The sequence below is a fragment of the Longinema margulisiae genome (assembly GCF_025266855.1).
Classification (GTDB): Bacteria; Spirochaetota; Brevinematia; order Brevinematales; family Thermospiraceae; genus Thermospira.
Genome location: NZ_CP053071.1, coordinates 666,012 through 689,814 on the forward strand (window position 1 = coordinate 666,012; position 23,803 = coordinate 689,814).

At 49.4% G+C, this 23,803-nt stretch carries 13 protein-coding genes, 2 tRNA genes and 3 rRNA genes; 4 read left to right on the forward strand and 14 right to left on the reverse strand.

Going from position 1 to position 23,803, the window contains the following annotated elements; genetic code table 11:
• Nucleotides 1-101: 101 nt before the first annotated feature.
• Entirely contained in the window at nt 102-884 is a 783-nt protein-coding gene (locus BREVNS_RS03055) for a transposase (RefSeq protein ID WP_483427588.1), read from the forward strand.
• Nucleotides 885-1,486: 602 nt separating this feature from the next.
• Here the strand turns inward: BREVNS_RS03055 and rrf are convergent.
• From rrf to BREVNS_RS03095, 8 genes are all read right to left on the reverse strand, one after another.
• A 5S ribosomal RNA gene (gene rrf, locus BREVNS_RS03060) occupies nt 1,487-1,594 on the reverse strand.
• A 36-nt stretch (nt 1,595-1,630) separates the two neighbouring features.
• Nucleotides 1,631-4,507: ribosomal RNA gene (locus BREVNS_RS03065) — 23S ribosomal RNA — on the reverse strand.
• 80 nt (nt 4,508-4,587) lie between these two features.
• Nucleotides 4,588-4,660: transfer RNA gene (locus BREVNS_RS03070), tRNA-Ala, on the reverse strand.
• A gap of 8 nt (nt 4,661-4,668) precedes the next feature.
• A tRNA-Ile gene (locus tag BREVNS_RS03075) sits at nt 4,669-4,742 on the reverse strand.
• 61 nt (nt 4,743-4,803) lie between these two features.
• Nucleotides 4,804-6,334, reverse strand: a 16S ribosomal RNA gene (locus BREVNS_RS03080).
• Together the 16S, 23S and 5S rRNA genes with 2 tRNA genes alongside form the textbook arrangement of a ribosomal RNA operon.
• 790 nt (nt 6,335-7,124) lie before the next feature.
• Entirely contained in the window at nt 7,125-8,123 is a 999-nt protein-coding gene (locus BREVNS_RS03085) for an NADase-type glycan-binding domain-containing protein (RefSeq protein WP_483427589.1), read from the reverse strand.
• Nucleotides 8,124-8,139: 16 nt separating this feature from the next.
• The gene (locus tag BREVNS_RS03090) at nt 8,140-10,896 is read right to left on the reverse strand and encodes a hypothetical protein (protein ID WP_483427590.1); all 2,757 of its coding nucleotides are present in this window, start codon (nt 10,894-10,896) and stop codon (nt 8,140-8,142) included.
• Nucleotides 10,897-11,027: 131 nt separating this feature from the next.
• Complete coding sequence (locus tag BREVNS_RS03095; protein WP_483427591.1) at nt 11,028-11,279, reverse strand: hypothetical protein; 252 nt, start codon at nt 11,277-11,279, stop codon at nt 11,028-11,030.
• Between the two features lie 719 nt (nt 11,280-11,998).
• Here BREVNS_RS03095 and BREVNS_RS03100 point away from each other — a divergent pair.
• Nucleotides 11,999-12,211: a hypothetical protein gene (locus tag BREVNS_RS03100; RefSeq protein ID WP_483427307.1), complete on the forward strand. Its 213-nt coding sequence runs from the start codon at nt 11,999-12,001 to the stop codon at nt 12,209-12,211.
• A gap of 385 nt (nt 12,212-12,596) precedes the next feature.
• Here the strand turns inward: BREVNS_RS03100 and BREVNS_RS03105 are convergent, their stop codons facing one another.
• The 6 genes from BREVNS_RS03105 to BREVNS_RS03130 form a co-directional block, all read right to left on the reverse strand.
• On the reverse strand, nt 12,597-13,682 hold the full coding sequence (locus BREVNS_RS03105; RefSeq protein ID WP_483427592.1) for an NADase-type glycan-binding domain-containing protein: 1,086 nt from the start codon (nt 13,680-13,682) through the stop codon (nt 12,597-12,599).
• A gap of 186 nt (nt 13,683-13,868) precedes the next feature.
• Nucleotides 13,869-14,999 (reverse strand): hypothetical protein, encoded by a 1,131-nt coding sequence (locus BREVNS_RS03110; RefSeq protein ID WP_483427593.1) that lies wholly within the window; start codon nt 14,997-14,999, stop codon nt 13,869-13,871.
• Between the two features lie 9 nt (nt 15,000-15,008).
• Nucleotides 15,009-15,974 (reverse strand): tetratricopeptide repeat protein, encoded by a 966-nt coding sequence (locus BREVNS_RS03115; RefSeq protein WP_483427594.1) that lies wholly within the window; start codon nt 15,972-15,974, stop codon nt 15,009-15,011.
• Nucleotides 15,975-16,068: 94 nt separating this feature from the next.
• Nucleotides 16,069-16,713: a hypothetical protein gene (locus tag BREVNS_RS03120; RefSeq protein ID WP_483427595.1), complete on the reverse strand. Its 645-nt coding sequence runs from the start codon at nt 16,711-16,713 to the stop codon at nt 16,069-16,071.
• A gap of 160 nt (nt 16,714-16,873) precedes the next feature.
• Entirely contained in the window at nt 16,874-19,570 is a 2,697-nt protein-coding gene (ppdK, locus tag BREVNS_RS03125) for a pyruvate, phosphate dikinase (protein WP_483427596.1), read from the reverse strand.
• Nucleotides 19,504-19,809 (reverse strand): hypothetical protein, encoded by a 306-nt coding sequence (locus BREVNS_RS03130; RefSeq protein WP_483427597.1) that lies wholly within the window; start codon nt 19,807-19,809, stop codon nt 19,504-19,506. Before BREVNS_RS03130 ends, ppdK begins: the two co-directional genes overlap by 67 nt.
• Nucleotides 19,810-19,822: 13 nt before the next feature.
• On the opposite strand from BREVNS_RS03130, the gene BREVNS_RS03135 reads away from it, so the two are divergent.
• Together BREVNS_RS03135 and BREVNS_RS03140 are read left to right on the forward strand one after the other, a co-directional pair.
• On the forward strand, nt 19,823-21,994 hold the full coding sequence (locus tag BREVNS_RS03135; protein ID WP_483427598.1) for a galactokinase: 2,172 nt from the start codon (nt 19,823-19,825) through the stop codon (nt 21,992-21,994).
• A 20-nt stretch (nt 21,995-22,014) separates the two neighbouring features.
• Nucleotides 22,015-23,655, forward strand: a complete 1,641-nt coding sequence (locus BREVNS_RS03140) for a glutamate synthase-related protein (RefSeq protein WP_483427599.1) — start codon at nt 22,015-22,017, stop codon at nt 23,653-23,655.
• The last annotated feature ends 148 nt before the right edge of the window (nt 23,656-23,803 follow it).

The window sequence follows — 23,803 nt, forward strand, 5'->3', positions numbered from 1 at the left end:
CTTTTTTTGCTTTTCCTCATCTTCCCACTGCAGGTCTCCTGAAAAAAACGTTACCAACATTTTTTCGATAATATATACAGAGAAAAAAACAGGAGGCTCCTATGACAAAAGATGTTTTCACCTACAGCGAAGAAGAGACTATCCAATTTTTTGAAGATCTCTTCTGGCACGGCAAAATCCGCTGTCCCCGATGTGAAAATTCCGCCTACCGACTTTCCAGTCGTCCTTTCTACCAGTGCAATCATTGCCGTTACCAGTTTTCCATCAAAAGCATTTCCATCATGCGCAAAAGTCATCTTTCTCTCAAAACCTGGCTCTGCGCTATGGCTATTATCTGTGAAGGAAACGTTAACGGCGTGAGTCTTGCCAAACATCTTGGGGTAAGCTACAAAGCCGCCTGGCTACTTCTCCACAAGGTCCGTAACCTGATGCGAGCCCTTTCGGCAAGGCAAAAACACCACCTTCGCCACCTTCTTCGGAAATTTTTTCTTCTCCCTGGCATCAAAAAAGTCCAGAGGGAAAAGAAACGGCCCTTTCAGCTTATCGAATGTGATAATGCGTCCTCTCCCACCCATTTTCACATTCACCTTGTAGAGAATATCTCGTGCGATAGTCTTAAGACACTCTTCTCCTGCCAAAGCATGAGGGCCATTCTTGATGCTCCTGAAGCTTTTTCTGATATCTTTCAGCAACTTGTTAACCGACTTGAAAACCTTTATCACCATGGCTGTCGAAAACACCCTCAGCGCTACATTGATGAGTTTTGTCTTTTTTCATTGTATCAGGACTCTGACCTTCGAATGAAAAAGCTTTTGTCGATGATAAATAGGGAAGAGCTTCTGCTCCCTTACAAGACGCTCATTCAGGAATCCATCGTCCTGTAGGAAAGGCGTACCGACGACTGGGATTTTTCCTGAGGTGTTCCAACTTCTTATCCTAAAAAGTCTTCGAAGTCTGCTTCTCGTCTGGATATTCGTTTGCAAAAGGGAAAAAGAGTGATGAGACCTTTGCACGAATGTGCAAAGGTCTCAAAAAAGTAGTAAAAAACAAAAAATAGTATAAAAATGTTCCTTAACGTAATAAATAAAACTATTCCTTTGAACAAAAAAAGATAAATAAGCCCTCGTGAACGGAAAAATCGGGGTTTCAGGGGCATAGCCCATGACCCAGATAGGACAAGAAAGCACCCGTGCAAGGGTCTCGTGATGATTGAAGATAAAAGCCCTTTGCACATTCGTGCAAGTGGCTCGATAATTTATTCTTTGCACAACGAAAAGGGAGCTTGGAAGGGATGAGGAAGATAAAAAGAAGGGGAAAAGGTTTATTACCGGCTTTGGCTATGACTTTGTTTCAGCAAAACCTACCGCTTTTTCTCTGGACACGCACCGAGTTTGCACTTTGGCTATTCCCATGTTTCAGCAAAAGGGGGCTTTTAGCTGAAATAAGGAAATAGCAGGAAATTGGTTTTTTCCCAAAAAATAAAAAAAGCTCTCGACACCTACTTTCCCCCTTGCGGAGTATCATCGGCGACGGAGGGCTTAACTTCCGGGTTCGGAATGGGACCGGGTGTACCCCCTCCGCTATGGTCGAGAGCAATAAAAACATGATAAGATGGGAGACTAAAAGGTAAAAGGTCAAGGCTAATGGTCGATTAGTACTACTCGGCTCAACGCATTACTGCGCTTACACCTGTAGCCTATCAACGTGGTAGTCTTCCACGGACCATATGGGGCACCTCATCTTGGGGCAAGTTTCCCGCTTAGATGCTTTCAGCGGTTATCTCTTCCGAACATAGCTACCCTGCTTATGCCACTGGCGTGACAACAGGTACACTAGCGGTTCGTCCACTCCGGTCCTCTCGTACTAGGAGCAGCTCCCCTCAAGTGCCCAAACGCCTACGGCGGATAGGGACCATACTGTCTTACGACGTATTGAACCCAACTCACGTACCGCTTTAATGGGCGAACAGACCAACCCTTGGGACCTTCTCCAGCCCCAGGATGCGATGAGTCGACATCGAGGTGCCAAACCTTCCCGTCGATATGAACTCTTGGGGAAGATCAGCCTGTTATCCCCGGGGTACCTTTTATCCGTTGAGCGATGGCATTTCCACGCACAACCACCGGATCACTAAGCCCGACTTTCGTCCCTGCTCGGCTCGTCAGCCTCACAGTCAAGCTCCCTTCTGCCTTTACACTCTTCGCATGATTTCCAACCATGCTGAGGGAACCTTTGGGCGCCTCCGTTACCCTTTAGGAGGCGACCGCCCCAGTCAAACTACCCACCAGACGCTGTCCTCCACCCCGATTGCAAGGCGAGAGTTAGAAACCCAATTCACCAAGGGTAGTATCTCAAGGTCGGCTCCATGAGCACCAGAGCACCCACTTCTCAGCCTCCTACCTATCCTGCGCATGGTAAACCAAGTTTCAACGCCAAGTTGTAGTAAAGGTCCACGGGGTCTTTCTGTCCTGCCGTAGGTACTCGGTATCTTCACCGAGCATACAATTTCACCGAGCCTCTCGCTGAGACAGCGCTCAGATCGTTGGACCATTCATGCGGGTCGGAACTTACCCGACAAGGAATTTCGCTACCTTAGGACCGTTATAGTTACGGCCGCCGTTTACCGGGGCTTAGATTCGAAGCTTCGCCTCGCGGCTAACTCCTCCTCTTAACCTTCCGGCACTGGGCAGGTTTCAGACCCTATACCTCCTCTTACGAGTTTGCAGAGTCTTGTGTTTTTGGTAAACAGTCGCCTGAGCCTCTTTACTGCGACCTGCTTCCGCAGGCACCCCTTCTCCCGAAGTTACGGGGCCATTTTGCAGAGTTCCTTAGCGAGAGTTATCTCGAGCGCCTTAGGTTATTCACCCCGCACACCTGTGTCGGTTTTGGTACGGTCACCTGTCTTCATCGCTTAGAGGCTCTTTCTCGGCCCTACACTCGGCCGTCTTCTCCACCCCGAAAGGTGGATCGCTCACCTCTTGGCTTCGCGGCGCAAGCATTTCACTCACACCAGCCTCAATGGCTTCGACGAACATCCGTCAGTCCGCACGGCTCTATGCAGGGCGTCACCCCTTCACTCCAACAGGTGGCTACGGAATATCAACCGTATTCCCATCGGCTACGCCTTTCGGCCTCACCTTAGGGGCCGGCTAACCCTGGGTCGAATATCGTAGCCCAGGAACCCTTGTGCTTTCGGCGAACGGGTTTTTTACCCGTTTTATCGTGTACTCATGCCTGCATTCTCACTTCTACTCGCTCCAGATAACCTTACGATTATCCTTCGTCGCTCGTAGAACGCTTCCCTACCACTCTTCCGAGTCCGTGGCTTCGGTATACCGCTTAGCCCCGTACATTTTTGGCGCAGAATAACTCGACCAGTGAGCTATTACGCACTCTTTAAAGGATGGCTGCTTCTAAGCCAACCTCCTGGCTGTCTCGGTCATTCCACTTCCTTATCCACTGAGCGGTATTTCGGGACCTTAGCCGACGATCTGGGTTGTTTCCCTCTCGAATATGGAGCTTATCCCCCACATTCTCACTCCTGTGCCTCGGGTGCCAGTATTCGTAGTTTGGTTCGGGTTGGTAGGATAAATCCCCCGTCCCGATCCAGCGCTCTACCCCCAGCACTTGCTTCACAGGGCTGCACCTAAATGCATTTCGGGAAGAACCAGCTATCGCCACGTTCGTTTGGCCTTTCACTCCTAACCACAGGTCATCCGAAGACTTTTCAACGCCTACCGGTTCGGACCTCCATCCCGTGTTACCGGGACTTCATCCTGCCCATGGTTAGCTCACGCGGCTTCGGGTCTACAGGTAGTTACTAGACGCCCTATTCAGACTCGCTTTCGCTTCGGCTACTCCCCTCCAGGGATTAACCTCGCAACTACCTGTAACTCGCAGGCTCATTCTTCAATAGGCACGCAGTCACCCTTCGACTACGCTCAGGGCTCCTACAGCTTGTAAGCTAAGGGTTTCAGGTTCTATTTCACTCCCCTATCAGGGGTTCTTTTCGCCTTTCCCTCACGGTACTCGTTCGCTATCGGTCACCAGTGTTATTTAGCCTTGGAGGGTGGTCCCCCCAGCTTCACACAGAACTCCACGAATTCCGTGCTACTCAGGATACTCCCAGCCCACTTCCTCTTTCGCATACGGGGCTTTCACCCTCTATGGCCGGCCTTCCCAGAACCGTTCTGCTAGATTCCATGGTGCCTTTCGGAGTCCTACAACCCCGGTGAGCATGCCCACCGGTTTGGGCTATTCCCCTTTCGCTCGCCACTACTCAGGGAATCTCATTTGATTTCTTTTCCTCCGGGTACTAAGATGTTTCAATTCCCCGGGTGCGCCTCACCTAACGGTGATGACCAGGCATGACCCTGGCCGGGTTCCCCCATTCGGACATCGCCGGATCTACGCCATTTGCGACTCCCCGACGCTTTTCGCAGCTTTTCACGTCCTTCTTCGCACACTGGTGCCAAGGCATCCACCCTTAGCCCTTTCTCCCTTGACCTTTTACCTTAGTCCTATATCCCATCTTATCTTATCTTCTTCAATCCTAAACTACACTTCACCCTCACCATCCTATTTAACTGGAGATAAGGGGATTTGAACCCCTGACCCCCTGCTTGCAAGGCAGGTGCTCTCCCAACTGAGCTATATCCCCATTCCCACTGGGAGTAAATGGCCTCGAACCATTGACCTCAGCCTTATCAGGGCTGCGCTCTAACCACCTGAGCTATACTCCCAATCACCTCAATAAAAAACTATAAAAACAAACTGAGGTGAGAGACTCTTCTCTTCTCCCTATAAGGAGGTGATCCAGCCGCACCTTCCGGTACGGCTACCTTGTTACGACTTCACCCCCCTCACCAATCCTTCCTTCACTGGCCTCCCCCTCGCGGTTAGAGTTACCAGCATCAGGAAAAACCGACTCGGGTGGTGTGACGGGCGGTGTGTACAAGGCCCGAGAACGTATTCACCGCAGTTTGGCTGACCTGCGATTACTAGCAATTCCGGTTTCATGGAGTCGAGTTGCAGACTCCAATCCGTATTGAGGTCGCTTTTAGGGATTTGCTCCACCTCGCGGTCTCGCTTCCCTCTGTAACGACCATTGTAGTATGTGTGTGGCCCAGGACATAAAGGCCATGATGACTTGACGTCATCCCCTCCTTCCTCCGACTCGTCGCCGGCAGTCCCATTAGAGTGCTCCCTCGCAGGTAGCAACTAATGGCAGGGGTTGCGCTCGTTGCGGGACTTAACCCAACACCTCACGGCACGAGCTGACGACAGCCATGCAGCACCTGTGTACCAGTCCCTTGCGGGAAAGGTGGCTTTCACCACCGGTCCAGTACATGTCAAGCCCTGGTAAGGTTCTTCGTTTTGCATCGAATTAAACCACATACTCCACTGCTTGTGCGGGCCCCCGTCAATTTCTTTGAGTTTCAGCCTTGCGGCCGTACTCCCCAGGCGGTGCACTTATCGCGTTTGCTGCGGAGCCAACGGATACCGCCAACTCCTAGTGCACATCGTTTACGGCGTGGACTACCAGGGTATCTAATCCTGTTTGATCCCCACGCTTTCGCGCCTCAGCGTCAGTATCAGCATAGACGACTGCCTTCGCCTTCGGTGTTCCTCCCGATATCTACGCATTTCACCGCTACACCGGGAATTCCATCGCCTTCCACCGTACTCTAGCTTCGCAGTTTCAAACGCCTTACCACAGTTGAGCCATGGCCTTTGACATTTGACTTGCGAAACCGCCTACGCGCCCTTTACGCCCAGTAATTCCGAGCAACGCTAGCCCCTTACGTATTACCGCGGCTGCTGGCACGTAATTAGCCGGGGCTTATTCGTAAGGTACCGTCATCAGTAAGCCATTTCCTGCTTACCTTATTCTTCCCTTACAAAAGAGGTTTACAATCCGAAGACCTTCTTCCCTCACGCGGCGTCGCTCCGTCAGGCTTTCGCCCATTGCGGAAAATTCTTGGCTGCTGCCTCCCGTAGGAGTAGGGGCCGTGTCGCAGTCCCCTTGTGGCTGACCATCCTCTCAGACCAGCTACCCGTCTAAGGCTTGGTGGGCTCTTACCCCGCCAACTACCTGATGGGACATGGGCTCATCTAAAGGCAAGGCATACGCCTCCTTTGATCTTGCGATATCATCGGGTATTACCCTGAGTTTCCCCAGGCTATCCCCGTCCTCTAGGTAGATTCCCATGCATTACTCACCCGTCCGCCTCTCGCCGCCCACTGTATTGCTACAGCTGCGCTGCCGATCGACTTGCATGCCTAAGACACGCCGCCAGCGTTCGCTCTGAGCCAGAATCAAACCCTCCGTTATGAATTATCTTAACCTAAACCATAACTTCAAAGTTTACCCTGGCTTATAAAGAGTCCCTCACCTCAGTACTATATCCTATCTCCCTATCTCTTATCTCACCACACCTACTCGTCTCGTCAGCGTGGACTATTATTATACCACATTTTCAGCCCTTTGTCAAGAGATTAGACAATCTTTTTTTCAAAACCTTCCCGCAAGAAGAATTCCCCACCAACTCAAAAAGAAAGTAGAAATCCCCTGCGCATCTCTATCTACGAGATGTATAGTATACCATAAATGCCCCCTCTATGTCAAGCGAAAAAACACCATTCCCTCGCCGAGATAACCACAAGAGGCTCCCCGCCCCCTGTGAACCCCCGCCCCCGCCCCTGCGGCGGTCTCTGTAGCATTCCGTCCACCGTCTCACCTTGCTGGCTGGAAGAAAAACCTGTAGCCCCGCTCTCTTCCGTAGCCGACCGGGGACAGCCCTCCGTGCCTGACCCCGGTCTTCCTCGCCACCTCCTGTGGCTCGGATACTGGCAGGAGAATAGGGCCTTCTCCCACCAGGTCCGCAGGGCATGTGTTCCCCTGGTGGCTTCTGTCAGAAGGCACCGCAGGCAGGGGCGGAGAAGGCTACGGCGATGTCTCAGCAAACCCCGCCCGCGGGGCTGAAATACGGTGATAGCCCCTCACTCATCCTCCGGAAACGGAGCCACATGCCCCTCGCCTACCACATCACCTATCCCGAACGTCTCAAAATAATCACTCATCAGCATCCGCCCATACCCGTTCCTGATCATCACCAACCTCTTCACGGCCCCGCATCCGAATCCGGCCCACTCCAGTTAAAATATCCCGTCTCAATATCACTCCCACGAAAATATATCACCCCCTGCCTCCCAAGATCATTCTCACCTATGTACGACACATCCGTCGCCTTCCAGTCCTTCCCTTTCACCCTCGTCCAGAAAATACCCTCCTCATCAAACCTCCACTCACCACGAATATTCGTGATAATCATCTCAGCCCCATCAGGCGCCTGCTCCCAGTTCGTCACAAACGCTCCACGAGAATCTACGCATGCCTGAATAAAAAACTCCCCCCTCTCCTTCACCGTCCTCGTAAACGTAATATACGACAACCCGCACATCCAGTTAAAGGAATACCCCTCTCGCCTCTCCGGCCCACCAAGAAGAATCTTCAACACCCTCTCCTTCCTCTTCCTCACAAACTCCCGCTTCGCCTCCTCTAGATTCGCTACCTCATACTTCTGACCACGATACCAGAACTCAATCTCGCTTATACACGTGTCATCATACGTGGTGCCGGGGTAGGTGGAGAGAATGTAAAATCCAATCTCATCAATTTCTACACTTTTTGGTAAAATAAGGGTAATCTGTTTTTCATCTTTCAGTAACAAATTCGTAAATAACACTATATCATATACTTTTTCATCATTTCTCTTCTTTCTAAACGATATATTAACTTCTCTTACTCTTTTGTTTTTTCTATATATTTCCTCATTTTTTTGGTAACCATTAAATATAACCATCTTATCCACTTTAAACGAAGGAGACCTAAAAGAAATAATAAACATCAATTGTTTCTCAAACAAAGGATTATAATCCTTATGCAAGGCTATCGCCGTATCCAACCGCCCATCCAGTAAATTTAAGGGAGAATAACTCAAAGGAGTGGGTACACGAATAAAAGACCCTTCAAACCAATCTATCAAAACCTTATCCCCAGTCCACAATTCCACCATTGCCCCACAATATAATATAACTATATACAATATTTTTCGCATCATTCTCCTCTCCTTTCAACTATTGAGTTAAAAGAAAATAATATCCTGCTAAATTATAATTGAAAACCATTTTTCCATCTTTCATTACAACATTCCCTTGCGCATCCTTCACCGCAAACAACTCCATAAACTCCTTGTAGTCGTCCTTAAAGATGGTCTGGCAACCTTCGGAGTAGTTCCAGCTGGCCCCAGAACCTCCTCCAAGGTGTATCCTCGTCGCCTCAAGATACCCGGGCTTTCTCTCAGGATGCGCCGGATTGTATCCATTCAGCGCTGGAACCTTTCCATTCCCCTCTATCGCTATCTCAAAACCCATCGAAAATTCTCTCCCCTTCATGGGACTTGCTTTGTATATCCCGGAGGCTATCGTCCCATAATGCTCCTTCCCATCATATTTCATGGGTATCTTCGCCTTCCCCTCCTTCAAACTGTCATATCTTCCCTTGTCAATCTCTTTCCACGTTTCTTTCCCCGTCTTCTCATAGTAGTGAAAATCACTGTATCTCGTCGAATCTAAACTCGCCCTGTTGAATTCCACTATCTTCCCATTCACAATCACCGTAATCCGATCATTGTACACATCCATCCCTTCATTGCTATACTCCATACGTCCTTCTTTGTTTAACTTCCCCGTCTTGCCAACTCTCACCCCCTTCCCCATCCCCTCTTCCCCAAGAATAAGAAATTGACTCCTTCCTCCTGTCAAATTCTTTATCGTATACTTCTCCCCTCTATTCTGTACCTCCCATAGGTATCCAAAGTCCTTCGTCATGTTTTCCTCTCCACCCCAGTTCCCTTCTATCTGCCTCTTCTCCCCTTCTAACCCTGCCTTCACCTTCTCAAGCCTTTCCTTCGCCTGCCCTTTCGCTCCCGCTATCTGCTTTTCCAACTCTTCTAAACGCTTATCTATCTCCTCCATACGCCTCTTGTCCGTTTCTAATTTCTCCTTCTCCATTTGATACCCCTTCAGCCCCATAAAATACTCATATTCCCGCCCTACCTCCGTTAAATTCCCATTCCTGTCATAAAGATCGTGCACCGCTGTATTCCCGCTCTTCGCCGCCCTCACCAACTTGTTCGTCATCATATGCACAAACTCCCCTCGAGAAGAATACCCATCAATAACCTCTTTCCCTCCATACATCTCCATCGCTTTATCAGTGGCTTCTTTGAGTCTCTGGTGCCCTAACTCATATAACTCCTTCGCCGTAAGCTTCGAAAAGTCCTCCTCCTTCCCTAAAAAAACATTCGTCTGCTTAAGCATATCATCAAGATCCCCTCTCTTTATCAGTTCCCTCACCTCCCTGTTTATCTCCTTATTCATCGCTACTTCATTACGATAATCCCTATAATCCTTATTCACCTGATCAGCATACTCAGATAAATCCTTCACCCCCCTGCTCGCATTATCCCCCAAGGCTCCCCGGGAATATTCCCTCGCCTTCTCCATCTTCCACTCATATTCAGCCTGCTTCATCGCCTTTTCACCGTAACTGCTCAAAGAAGACTTGCCCCCATCCTGGGCCCACTTTTTCTTCGCTATCTCCATCGCCCTTTCATATTGGGGATCAACAGCAAAACGAGTGGCCTGTCCCTTCGAACCAGAAGAGGGTTTCGTCCCTTTTGGCTCTTTTCCTCCCTTATTCCCCTTTTCTGACTCCCCCTCCTTCTTCCCTCCCGTTAAACCCTCCACCACCTTCTTCGCCTCCTGCCCTACATACGCCGCTATCTTGCTCGCCGTATCCACAACCGAATTCACCGCTCCCGCAATCGCATTCCCTACCGCATTCACCGCCTTCGAAACACCTTCCGCTATCGAAGACAAAATACCCTTCTTCTCCGATGATGAAGATGAACTCGTCGAACTCCCGGAAACAGAACTCTTCTCACTACTCGACGATGATTTGGAGGGTGTGTCTTCTTTCTTGCTCCCTCGCCCTTCTATGTCCTCCCCCTCCTGCTCCATCTCAAGCGCCTCCCTCACATCTTCAGGCGCAAGTTCCCCAAGCCTCTCCTCCACCAGTTTCAGCGCCTCTTCTACCCTCCCTATCTCTTCCTCTATCTCCTTTTTCCGCCTCTCTATCTCCTCTCTCACCCGCTTCGCCTCCCCATACGCCTCCCTCGCCCTCTTCTCCTCTTCCTTCGCTACTGCAAGCTCCTTCTCAAGCCTCTCCCTCTCCTCCGAAGACAAGCCACCCTCTTCAAGCTTCCTCTCTATGTCCTCCCGTCTCCCCTTCGCTTCCTCATACGCCTCAAGTCGCCTCCCCTCCTCAAGTATCGCCTCCTCCCACTTCGCCGTTACCTCCTCCCTCTCCCTCTCAAGTTCCCTCTTCCGACCCACAAGCTCCCTCTCCCGCCTCGTTAGCCTCCCCCTCTCCTCACTCCGTCTCTTCCTCTTCTCCTCCTGCAACACCACAAGCACAAAACCCGCCATCGGATGCTGCTTACTGAACGGTAACCGGTTCTCCCACGGCATCGTGTCCCATGGATATCTCTTCTCATGCCACTGACGTACTCTCTCATCTAACCTCGTCTCCACTGTCCTCACTTCCCTCGCCGACGTTACCAGCGACCGAACCGCCGATACCACCTCCTGTATCGTCACCCCCTTCTCCATGTATTTCCTCACAAGATGGGGATCCTCTCGCCCCTCAAACCTCTTCGCTTCCGTGTACCCTATCGCCCCATAAACTCGCCCCTTCGCTGCACTCTCCGCCCGCCACACCGCAAGCGTTACCTGTGACTCCGCCATACGAAAAGAACGAGAGCCTTGCACGGGTGTTTTCTTCCCCTGTTTGGGTCAGGGGCTACGCCCCTGAAACCCCGCTTTTTCTGTTCACAAGGGCTTATTTGTCTTTTTTTATGAAAAAAATAGGCTTGTTTATTATGGAAAGAAATATTTTTATACTACTTTTTGCTTTTTATCACTTTCTTGAGACCTTTGCACATTCGTGCAAAGGTCTCAGAACTATACACATCCTTCGCTTTCATCTCTGAAAGAAAACTCCGTCCCGGCAAAGAAAAAGATTTGACCATCGAATCTAAACGAAGATACTCCTGCCCATGCGCAAGAGTCCCGAGAAGACCGGCAAACGCCGCCCCTGCTACCACCTTCTTCACTTTCCGCTTCAGTGCGTCTTCATACCCATGGTACTTCATACCACACCTCCACTCAATTTTTATTCTTCAAACCTTTTTTCTCCTACAATTATACCACCTCTCCCCCACCCTGTCAACTCTTCCCCGCTTCCCCCGTGAAATTTTTTCCCTTTCGCCCCCTATTTTACCATAGTCCCTCCTCCATGTCAATGGGCATTGGTCACAAGTTTGGGGGAAGGGATCTTTTTTCCTCCAAAATGAGACCCTTGCAGGGGTGCTTTCTTGCCTTTCTGGGTCAGGGGCTCCCCGCCCCTTTTGAAATCCCCGCCCCCCTGCACCGGCTCCAGAAGGACCCTGTCCTCGTCGCATGCTACGCATGCGCCTCGGACGGAAGACAGGCCGCTTTTGCGGGCCATGGGAGAACATTTCCCTTGAGAAGGGCAAGTCCTTCCTCCGTGGGCGACCTCAACTCATCCTCCTGACTTCGGAAGCATAGCGCCCACCTCGCTTCGCCGATTCCCCGCCAAAGCGGGGGCCCCGCGGCTACGCTTCGGTGGGCTTTTCGGGCAGAGCAACAGAAGAGGTCGCCCCGGACACCTCCTGTGTCCTCCCGTCGGAAGGACTTTCCCGTCGGAAACCAAAGGGCCCTTTTCATAACCGCAAAAGCGGCCCGGCGGATACTGAGCGAAGTCGAAGTGGGGTACAGAAAAAAAAGGGGGTGAAAGAAAGAACGGGTCTTCCTCTCCAGAAGGGGGCATTCTCCCACCAGCCCGCGGGGCATGTGTTCCCCTGGTGGCTTCTGTCAGAAGACACCGCAGGCAGGGGCGGGCCATGACGACGAGTCAGCAAGAAGGGGGCTTTCTGAGACCGCAGGGCGCCCGGCTATTACCCTGTCTCAGCCAAAGGCAATGGTTAAACGTTTAACCTCTCTCTATACACCCCCTCATGGTTATTGCTATCACCCTGTTTCAGCTAACCACCCCGCCGGTTAAACGTTTAACCCTTCTCTATACAAACTCCACACGTCTTTTGCTCTTACCATGTCTCAGCAAACCCACCTTCTGGTTAAACGTTTAACCGCCCTCCATACAAACCCAAACAATGACGACCACCTTCTTTCAGGGAGAAAAGCCTACCCCGGCTATCACCATGTTTCAGCAAACGAGCCCCCTTTGCTGAAATAAGGTCATAGCAAAATCTCCCAGCACCCTTCTCCCAGAGAAAAGGGCTGGTCCTATTCCTGTGTCTCAGCAACACCCTCTCCTCTCCCCTTCTCTCAAACAGAAGACATGAGACCCCACAGGACATACCAATACACCCAACTCGTTTGAAAAAAGGAGAGAGCAGTCCCCACAGGCTGAAACAGGACAATACCCCTCACTCATCCTCCGGAAACGGAGCCACATGCCCCTCGCCTACCACATCCCCTATCCCGAACGTCTCAAAATAATCACTCATCAGCATCCGCCCATACCCTGACCTAATCACCACAGCCCTCCACTCACTATTCCCAAGTTTCGCCCACGTCGTCCCATTCTCATCCACCTTCGCCTCCCCTATCTTCACCACCTCCCTCAACTCATACTCATCATCCCCTTCCTCACTCCTCCTCACCACCTTCCTCTTCTTAAACCCGCTCCCCTTCTTCTGCGCATACAAAACCATCCTATATCCCTTCCCCTCCTCAGGAACCCACCATCTCACACGAACCACAGATGCAAGCCTCCCCACCGTCTCCATCTTCCCCGTCTGGTCAAGCACTTCCACATTCGTTATCCCGTAAGCCGCCAGCCTCCTCTCCACCTCAGGACCACTCTCCTTTATATACGTCTCCGTATCATAGGGCTCCCCAACCCCCCACCTCGCATTCTCCCTCACCTTCCTCACAAACTCCCGCTTCGCCTCCTCTAGATTCGCTACCTCATACTTCTGACCACGATACCAGAACTCAATCTCGCTTATACACGTGTCATCATACGTGGTGCCGGGGTAGGTGGAGAGAACCACAAAATAAAACTCATTCGCAACCACAGGTTTGAACTTGAAAACTTGAGCAGAAAAAGTATCTTTTAATACCCCTTCCCAGAACCATACATTTGTAGAAGTCCCATAATTTGCAAAAGGAGTAAAATCCTCTCGCTTTTCTCTTTCAAGAAATAATCTTACCTCTTTCGTTCGAGCATTGGCTCTATAAACATTGGAACTTTTCTGATACCCATTGTATACACGAATCTCATCAATGAGAATAAAATTCGTAAACCTCAACACAATTCTCGATTTTTTGTCCTCCGTATTGTATGCCCAGCAGGTGGTAAGATTATTATCCACTATATTTATCGGAGAATAATCCAGAACATTCTTCCCCGTAATCATATTATCAGCATGAAAATACTTCACAAACGCCAAAAGATGCCCTGAAAAGAAACACCACAAAACAAAAATTATACCTATATGTCTTATCATATCTCTCCTCCTCTCTTATCTTTACACCATTCATTGAGTTAACAGAAAATAATATCCTACTAAATCATAAATAAATCTTCCTCTGCTATCCTTAAACAACTCCATAAACACCCTGCTGTAGTCCCCATTGAGATCAGGACGCCAGTCGTCATTCCCATCTTTCACTATCTGATGATAAAAATCCCCTCAAAACACGAACTGTGTCTCCGAGACAAGAATAGGCAGTGGAGAAGCCCCGGGAATAGTCCCCAACTCCTCAGTATAGTAGGTCATATGCGTCTTCACAAAAGGAAAATCCAGTCCAACACCCACGGTGGGATATCCTTTATACAGACCTCCCCTCACCAGAAGAAACCCAAACATCCTTCCTTCCACCCCAAAACGAGTTTTGAGCCACCCATTTTCCCGCCAATCGGTAATATTGACCATATCCGCATAGAGTACCACATTCCCAAAGAGATACTTGGAAAGAACACTCCCCAACTGATACGCCACCCCCACATCCACAGAAGGCCACCACGTCGTCATCCCCGCTTCATTGGAAATCACCTTGAACCGTGCATCATACGCCACCCACTGAAAACTAGTGGTAAACCAGTCCCTCACCACAAGCCCCACACGCCAGCGATCCTGTTTATACAACAGCCCCACATCCGAACCAATGGCCTGTCCCATCAAAAACCCATCCTGAAAAGACATAATAGCATTCACCTTGTCCATGAGTTCAAGAAGAGACAACCTTTCGTTCTCATACTTTACCCTGTTGAGAATCTTGATACTGATACCACCATAAAGCCTCGCCTGTCTTGGCAACCATCCCACATCCGGAAGCCCAAACCCCGCCCCCATCTGAAGCCCAATATCTAAGTAACTCGCCCACTCAAAATAGGGCACAATCGGAGAAACCTTCTGTTTCACAAACGTCCGAAAATCATTGAAAAGCACAATACCCACATTGTCCCCCATATAACCAAGATAGAGTGGCCCTATCATTGATGTATACAAACTCAGAGAAGAGAGCTTCTTCCATTGATCAGGCGTCAGCGAAGCTAAATCATTTGAATTTTTGGCCAGCTGATTATAGATATCATAGATATCCACAAGGGAGAAATTGGCCCCTCCCCCAAACGAACCCAAAAGAAAACGTCTCCCTCCCATCATTGCATAGACCGCCGGATTCATAAAAAGAAGCCCCGTCTTGTCATCGGCAGCTATACCAGCCCCACCCGTGGCTAAAATATCCGTTGGTACCCGAAGCTTCCATTCCACCGCCCAACCAGAAACAACCACAAGAAAAACAACCATCCACCTTTTCACTCTTTTCCCCTACAAACCAAAATAATTACTGATGGCATCAAGCCCACCAACAAGATCCGGGAAGGCATTAGTCACCTCAAGCCAGTTGGTTATCCCGGCCTGAGCCAAGTCATTGGTAAACGCGGCATACCCCGCTGGAGTCTGGGGATACCCTCCCTGGACAATGAGATTGGTAACCTCATCCGGATTATTGGTTCCCAGAAGATTGGTGGCAAACTCACTCATGGTGAGAATCTCTTCCACAGACGAGCGAATAGCAGAAAAACCTTCCGTCAAAGAACCAAAAAGCGAACGAGTTTGTTCACTTATCAACTGACCCATAATATTAGAAAGAGCCACATCACTATAGGTGAGCAGCGTAGAAATCACAGGACGACGATTCTGAAAAACAACACCTGCCTGAGCAAAATCCACAAAAGATCGATTAGTGGTATTGTTATCCACCGTAAAATCGCTATTGAGAATAAAAAGATCTCCTCCATCACTCTCCACATTTCCATTCCCATTACTATCCAGTTCGAGAAAAACAGCATACAAATTGCCCACCAAGAAAAATACCGTATTGATCTGAACATCATTGGAAGCAAGCCCTTTCGCCTTTCCCTGGATAATCTTGAGCATATTTGAAGAAACTATCCCACCTGCACGATAAAGACCATTCCGGGAGAGAAGTGTACTATCATTCTTCACAATAGCCAGAATCACATTGGTATATGGCACCTCTCGATAGAGAGCGGCTGTGGCCTGCCCCTCAAGAGCCTTTGCATTTCCTGGTTCCAGTTCCACAGCCCGACTGTAAACCTCAAACGCCTTGTCATACTCCATATTCTGGATATAGTATTCCCCAAGCCCTAAAAGGTAATCCACATTGGTCTCTTTTGAGACATCGGTCGTATTGAAGATACTGAAAACATTACACCCTGCGAGCAAAAAGGCTACAAGAAGCCCCCCCACATGTCCTTTTATCCTCTTCATGGGAAACCTCCCATTATCTATTACGATGAATATCTCCTAAAGATGAAATTTTTCCCTTTTTTACTTTCCCCTTTTCATCAAAAAACGCTCCACCTCATCCATGAAAAACAAAACCTATAAAAATTCCCAACCCTCCTATCAAAAGAGAAACCACCGTAAATCCCATGGTAATCAACCACTGCATAAACTCAAACCTTTTGTCCACCTGCCCAAAACGCTTCTCCATCTCTTCTCTGAGAAGGGATATCTGCTTCTCCATCTCTTCTTTCATCAAGTCAAAACGTCTGTCAACCTGTTCAAATTGCTTATCCTCTTGCTCAAAGCGCCTGTTCATCTCCTCTTTCATCAGATCAAGACGCCTGTCAACCTGCTCAAAACGCTTATCTACCTGCTCAAAGCGCCTGTCCATTTCCTCTTTCATCAGATCAAGACGCTTATCAAGTTGCTCTAACCGCTTATCCACCTGTTCAAATTTTTTCTCTACTTGCTCAAATCTTTTGTCTACTTGTTCAAATCTTTTATCCACCTGTTCAAAACGTTTCTCTACCTGTTCGAAACGTTTATCCATTTGTTCCAACATCAAGTGAAAGTCTTCTCTTAATGCTTCAATATCCTCTTTTGTGGCATGATGTTCCTTGAGTTCGTGAATATAACTCTCCAGTTCCTGAATAACCTGCGCTGCTTCCTCTTCACCCGCTGTTTTACTGAGAACTCGATAGAGAGTAATAAGCGCTGCCATTTTTCTCTCCTTTTTTCACCTACATCATATCACATTCTATTCAAAAAGTCAAATCTCCCCTTTCTCCTTACGATAATTCCCTTGGTGAAACAACGTTACCAAGAACAAAAAAGGGGCCGCCTCACCTCCTGAGACAGCCCCAAAAGCCTCATAGATACAATTATTTGCCCATCTTTTCTTCTATCACCGCCTGGGCTGCGGCAAGACGGGCAATCGGCACACGGAAGGGAGAACAGGAAACATAATCCATGCCCACACGATGACAGAACTTCACCGAGGCCGCATCGCCACCATGTTCTCCACAGATACCTATCTTGAGATTGGGTCTTGTTGACCTCCCTTTCTCAATAGCCCATTTTACAAGCATTCCCACACCTTCCTGATCAAGAGACTGGAAGGGATCAGCCTTGAAGATACCTGTTTTCTTCTCATCCACATAGTCCGGCAGGAACCGACCGGCATCATCACGAGAAAGCCCCATGGTCATCTGGGTCAGGTCATTGGTTCCAAAGGAGAAGAATTCTGCCCTCTCAGCGATCTTATCAGCAAGAAGAGCCGCCCTTGGAACCTCAATCATCGTCCCGACCTTGTATTCTATCTTCATCTTGTTCTCTTCAAGCACCTTGTCGGCCACCTCACGGATACGCTTCTCAAGAATCTCAAACTCTTTCTTGTCCATCACAAGGGGCACCATAATCTCCGGGAATACCTTGATTCCCTGTTTGGTACATTCACAGGCTGCCTCCATGATAGCCCTGACCTGCATATCCTGAATCTCAGGGTAGGTTATCGCCAATCGACAACCACGATGACCGAGCATGGGGTTGGCTTCTTCGAGTTGAGCCACTCTCTGGCGAATCTTGTCCACAGGAACCTTGAGTTTCTGGGCAAGCACCTCCTGGCCGTTCCAGCCATGAGGAACAAACTCATGAAGTGGCGGGTCAATCAAGCGAATGGTCACTGGCTTCCCATCCATGGCCTTGAATATGCCGATGAAGTCATTTCTCTGGAAGGGAAGAAGCTTCTCTAAAGCTTTCACCCTCTGTTCATAGGTATCCGCAATAATCATACTCTGAATGGCCAAACGACGTTCCTCCGTATCAAAGAACATATGCTCCGTACGACAGAGCCCTATACCCTCAGCCCCCATCTCGATAGCATTCTGAGCATCATAGGGGGTATCCGCATTGGTTCTGACACGGAGCCTGCGAATCTCGTCCGCCCATTTCATAAGGGTATAATACTGTTCGGGAGGGGTGGGTTTGATGAGTTTCATAGCCCCTTTGAACACCTCTCCTGTGCTTCCATTGAGGGTAATCTCATCACCCTTCTTCACCACAATATCCCCGACACGGAATTCCTCTTTGTTGTAGTCAATTTCCATCTTTTCACATCCCACGATACAGCATTTTCCCCACCCACGGGCAACCACAGCAGCGTGAGAGGTCTTTCCACCTGTCGAGGTGAGAATACCCTGAGCGGCATGCATACCACCCACATCCTCGGGACTGGTTTCCCGGCGAACAAGGATAACCTTTTCTCCCTTGGCGGCCCATTCCTCTGCCTCTTTGGCGGTAAACACCACACGCCCCGTGGCTGCCCCGGGAACCGCATCAATACCCTGAACAATAAAGTTTTTCTTGAGTTCTTCCTTCTGAGAAGGATCAATGATAGGATAGAAGAGCCCCTCTATATCCTGCGGTCGAATTCTCATGATAGCATCTTCTTTGGTGATCAAACCCTCATTCACCATGTCCACCGCGATCTTAAAGGCCGCAATAGGCGTGCGTTTTCCACTGCGGCACTGGAGCATGTAGAGCTTGCCCTCTTCGACGGTAAACTCAAGGTCCTGCATATCCTTGTAATGCGTCTCAAGGATCTTGCGAACTTCCACTAACTGCTTGTAGGCCTCTGGCATGGTTCTCTCAAATTCAGAGAGCTTGAGCGGGGTACGAATACCTGCCACCACATCCTCTCCCTGAGCATTGGGGAGAAAATCTCCATAGAACACATTTTCTCCCGTACTGGGATCACGGGTGAAACAAACACCGGTCCCACTGGTGTCTCCCTTGTTTCCAAAGACCATCTGCACCACATTGACGGCTGTTCCACGGATACCGGTGATCTTTTCTACCTTGCGGTAAGTAACCGCCTTGTCTGCCATCCAGGAATCAAACACAGCCCGGATAGCCCCCCAGAGCTGTTCATGGGGATCCTGGGGGAAATCCTTTTTCACATGGTGTTTGTAGATATCCTTGAACTCTTTGATCAGTTCCTCAAGTTCCTCTTCATTGACATCGGTGTCCTGCACCTTTTGTCCACGAGGAATGCCGAGGCGTTTGCGGGTTTTGGCCTCCTTGATATGATCAAAGGCCTCATCAAACTCTTCACGAGGCACACCCATGGCGATGGATCCATACATCATGATAAACCGACGATAAGCATCAAGGGCAAAACGGCGATTGCCGGTTTTGCGAGCAAGCCCTTCGACTGACTTGTCATTCAAGCCAAGGTTGAGGATGGTTTCCATCATACCTGGCATGGAGATAGGTGCCCCTGAACGCACGGAAACCAGAAGGGGATCCTCCGGGTCACCGAGTTTTTTGCCTACAAGGTTCTCAAGACGCTTGAGGTGTTCCTCCACCTCTTCCTTGAGACCGGCGGGATACTGCTTGTTATTCTTGTAATAGAGTTCACACACTTCGGTGGTAATCGTAAAGCCAGCCGGTACAGGTAGTCCAATGCTGGTCATTTCCGCAAGCCCGGCTCCCTTCCCTCCTAAAAGGTCTTTCATTTTCCCATTACCTTCTGCCTTGCCGGCACCAAAAAAGTACACATATTTTGGTTTCTCAGCCATGGTATCCTCCCTCTATAAAATTTATAGACTTTTTCAATACCAAAAACCCACGCTCTCATTATACACCATTTTGATTTTTTTGCAAGGGGTTTTGGGAGAAAATCCTTCCAAAAAACTCTCTTTTTCTTATCTCTGATTGGTCTTCTTTTTTCTATTTTTGAGTCCCATCCCTCTTCTTTTCCCCCACAAAAAATCTCCAAAACCCTTGATTTTTTCCTGAAAGTCATTACAATAAACATAAACGAATTTTATGTGAAAAGGATACTTATGGCTGAACTCAGATGGAATCCTCTTCTCAAAACGTGGACAATGGTGGCCAGCCACAGGCAGAATAGACCCAATCTTCCCAAAGACCGGTGCCCTTTCTGTCCTGGTTCTAGCAAGGTACCTGATTCGTTTGAGGTGATTTCTCTTCCCAATGATTTTCCTGTCATGATGCCCAATCCCCCCGAGCCAGATGCTGTGGCTACCTCTTTTTTTCAGGCCATGCCCTCCTACGGGAAATGTGAGGTGGTGCTGTATTCCCAGGAACACGCCATCACTCTCCAGGAGCTTTCCGTCGAGCATATCCAGAAACTCGTCTATCTCTGGAAGTCCCGTTTTCTTGAGATTCGCAAAGACCATCATGTGAAGTATGTCTTCCCCTTTGAAAACAAGGGAGAAGAAGTGGGAGCCACCATTGCCCATCCCCATGGACAGATTTACGGCTATCCCTTCATCCCCCTGAAACTCGAAACCGAATACCGAAGCTGTCAGGAACACTATACCAACCACGGGGAATGTCTTCTCTGTCGCCTGACGGAGGAAGAAAAGAAACAAAGCATAAGGATCATTCACGAAAACTCCTCCATGATTGCCTACATCCCCTTTTTCACTGATTACCCCTGGGGGGTTTTTGTGGTCAGCAAACGGCACTTCAGCCATATCGATCAGATGACCAGCGAAGAGGAAAAAGACCTCGCTGAGATGCTCAAGATCATCGTGGGGGCGTTTGATTTTCTCTTTGACAGGCCTTTTCCCTACATGATGGTGATGCACCAGGGACCTGTCAACCATGAACTGGAAGAACCAAGCCATACCTTTTTCCACTGGCACCTTGAGTTTTATCCCCCGCTTCGAGCAAGGGACAGAATCAAGTTCTATGCCTCCTCGGAGATGGGAGCATGGGCTGCAGCCAATGTGATAGCCGTGGAAACCTCCTCTCAACAACTCAGAGAGAGCAAGATCCGCTTCTTAGCCACTTGGGAGGAGGAAAGGGCACTCAAGGAGGTACACACTCTTTTTCTCGAGCGCTATGGCACCTCAAACGCACCCCTTCATATCTACCGAAGTCCAGCCCGTGTGAATCTCATCGGAGAACACATTGACTACAATGGTGGCATGGTTCTCCCTGCGGCTATCAATCGTTTCATCTATGCCCTTGTCCGTCCTCGAAACGATAGACAACTTCGTCTCTCAAGCCTTCAATTTCCAGGGATGTTAGAACTTTCTCTCGACGATATCTCTCATCAGAAAGAACTCCCCTGGCCCAATTATCCCCTCGGAGTACTCTCAGAGTGGAAAAAGGCAGGGCTTCCCCTCTCCACAGGGATGGACGTGCTTTTCATGAGCACCATCCCACCGGGATCAGGGGTATCATCCTCTGCGGCCTTTGAGGTGGTGTTTGCCACAGCCCTCAATGATCTTTTTGGAGGAAACCTCGCCGGTACAGAGATAGCCCTCCTCTGCCAGAGGGCAGAAAACCAGTTTGTCGGCGTCTCCTGTGGAATCATGGATCAGTTTGCCGTTGCCATGGGAGAGAAAAATCATGCCCTTCTTCTCAACTGCGAGACCCTCGAATACAAAAAAATCCCGGTCTCTCTCGGGGAGTATGTTCTTGTACTCACCAACTCCAACAAAAAACGAGAGCTGATTGAATCGGCCTACAACACCCGCCTTGAGGAGTGCCGGTTAGCCCTGTCTCTTCTGCAAAACCGGTATCCCATTAAACATCTCTGTGAACTCACCGAAAATGAACTCATTGCCGCCCATGATCTTTTCCAGGGTAAAGAAACCCTCTTTCGAAGGGCACTCCATGCCATCACAGAAAACCAGAGAACCCTTGAGGCGGCAAAACGCCTCTCTGCCGGGGATATGGAAGGGTTTGGGCTTCTCCTCAATGCCTCTCACGACTCTCTGCGGGACAACTATGAGGTCACAGGAGAACACCTTGATACCCTTGTCTCGTTAGCACGAGAGGTGGAAGGGTGTGCCGGAAGCCGAATGACAGGAGCCGGCTTTGGAGGATGTACCATCAGCCTTGTGAAACGTGATGCCATCGACCGATTCAAAACAAGAGTAGGTTCAGGATACAAAGAAAAATTCGGCATAGTGGCCGATTTTCTTGTGCTTTCCATAGAAGACGGTGCGAAAAAAATCAGATAAAAATCCATAAGGAGGCTACCATGATTGAATGGCCAAAGACCAACGATGTCCTCGGAACAGTAAACCGGGGAACCCCCGCTGAGTCGGGACTCTGTACCCTCTGCCGTGCGGATTGTCAGGGGAAGTGTGAAACCTGGCTCGCCAGTATGAGAGGAAGAAAACTCCTCTACCCCCGTGACTTCGGTTATGTAACCGCAGGAAGTGCCAATACCACTCACCTTGGGGTCAACTACAACGCCCTTCGTATCCAGGGGTATAACTATGGTTCCCACGGGATACCCAAAGGGCTTTCCAATTCTCCTGATGATTGTATCTTCCCCAATGTGAAAATTGAAACCGCCTTTGGGGCCACGATGAAAACCAAGGTAAGAATTCCCATCATGACCGGAGCCCTTGGTTCGACCTTTGTCGCTGCCCGTTACTGGGATTCCTTTGCTATTGGAGCCGCACTCGTTGGATTTCCCATTGTGGTAGGAGAAAACGTGGTGGGTATTGACAAACAGGCTGTCATCGAAAACGGAAAAATCAAAAAGGCTCCTGAACTGGACCGCCGTATTGATACCTATCTCAGGTACTACGATGGGTATGGAGCTATCCTCGTTCAGATGAACGTAGAAGATACCCGCAATGGGGTAGCCGAATACGTGATTGAAAAGTATGGCGACAAGGTGATCATTGAACTCAAGTGGGGCCAGGGAGCCAAAGACATCGGTGGGGAAATCCAGGTCACCGATTTAGACTACGCCATCTTCCTCAAAAACCGCGGCTACGTGGTAGATCCTGATCCTACCAAACCAGAGGTCCAGGAAGCCTTCAAGCATGGGGCCATCAAAGCCTTTGCACGCCATAGCCGATTGGGATACACCAACCTCAGCACCCCTGAAGCGGTTTACAAGGAATTTATGAAAGGGGTGAAACATCTCAGAAAACTCGGTTTCAAACGAATTACCCTCAAAACTGGTTCCTATGGTATGGAAGCCCTTGCCATGGCTATTCGCTTTGCTACAGATGCCAAACTGGACCTTCTCACGATTGACGGTTCCGGTGGTGGAACAGGCATGAGCCCCTGGAATATGATGGAAACCTGGGGTGTGCCTTCTATCCTTCTCCATGCCAAGGCCTACGAGTACGCTTCTCTTCTCGCCGCTCGCGGCAAAAAGGTCGTTGATATGGCTTTTGCAGGTGGGCTTGCCCGTGAAGATCATATCTTCAAGGCCCTCGCTCTCGGCGCTCCCTTCACCAAGCTCGTTTGTATGGGAAGAGCCCTCATGATCCCCGGCTTTTTGGGCGCCAATATCCAGGGTGTGCTTGATCCCTCGAGCCGCCAGCGCCTCAATGGGAACTGGGATAGCCTTCCCAAGACAGTCACCGAGATTGGTAGCAAGCCAGAAGAAATCTTTGCTGGCTACTACGATGTTCAGAAGAAGGTCGGTGCCTCCGAGATGAAAAACATTCCTCTTGGGGCTATTGCCGTCTGGACTCTCGCTGACAAACTGGCCGCAGGACTTCAGCAGCTCCTTGCCGGGGCAAGAAAGTTCGACGTCAGCGAAATCTCTCGAGATGACATCGCTTCGGCCAATCGTGAAACGGAGAGAGAAACCGGCATCCGTTTCATCACTGACGTTCAGGACGAAGCGGCCAAAAAGATCCTCACCATGTAAATTCTCCGGGGCTGTCCACTGGACGGCCCCTTTTTTTGTTTTTTCATTCTCAGCAAAATACACCCCCCCATTTCTCACACTTATGGAACCCTAAACTCTGTTAAAACTCATTTAAAATGACGTGTTCTATCGCAATAGAAATGTCGCC

What these genes read in the sequence shown, in the direction of transcription:
- BREVNS_RS03140 (WP_483427599.1), top strand. Translation starts at nt 22,015, where the DNA reads ATGATTGAATGGCCAAAGACCAACGATGTCCTCGGAACAGTAAACCGG.
- BREVNS_RS03100 (WP_483427307.1), top strand. Translation starts at nt 11,999, where the DNA reads ATGTGTTCCCCTGGTGGCTTCTGTCAGAAGACACCGCAGGCAGGGGCG.
- BREVNS_RS03055 (WP_483427588.1), top strand. Translation starts at nt 102, where the DNA reads ATGACAAAAGATGTTTTCACCTACAGCGAAGAAGAGACTATCCAATTT.
- BREVNS_RS03085 (WP_483427589.1), bottom strand. Translation starts at nt 8,123, where the DNA reads ATGATGCGAAAAATATTGTATATAGTTATATTATATTGTGGGGCAATG.
- BREVNS_RS03130 (WP_483427597.1), bottom strand. Translation starts at nt 19,809, where the DNA reads ATGTTTATTGTAATGACTTTCAGGAAAAAATCAAGGGTTTTGGAGATT.
- ppdK (WP_483427596.1), bottom strand. Translation starts at nt 19,570, where the DNA reads ATGGCTGAGAAACCAAAATATGTGTACTTTTTTGGTGCCGGCAAGGCA.
- BREVNS_RS03115 (WP_483427594.1), bottom strand. Translation starts at nt 15,974, where the DNA reads ATGAAGAGGATAAAAGGACATGTGGGGGGGCTTCTTGTAGCCTTTTTG.
- BREVNS_RS03105 (WP_483427592.1), bottom strand. Translation starts at nt 13,682, where the DNA reads ATGATAAGACATATAGGTATAATTTTTGTTTTGTGGTGTTTCTTTTCA.
- BREVNS_RS03120 (WP_483427595.1), bottom strand. Translation starts at nt 16,713, where the DNA reads ATGGCAGCGCTTATTACTCTCTATCGAGTTCTCAGTAAAACAGCGGGT.
- BREVNS_RS03095 (WP_483427591.1), bottom strand. Translation starts at nt 11,279, where the DNA reads ATGAAGTACCATGGGTATGAAGACGCACTGAAGCGGAAAGTGAAGAAG.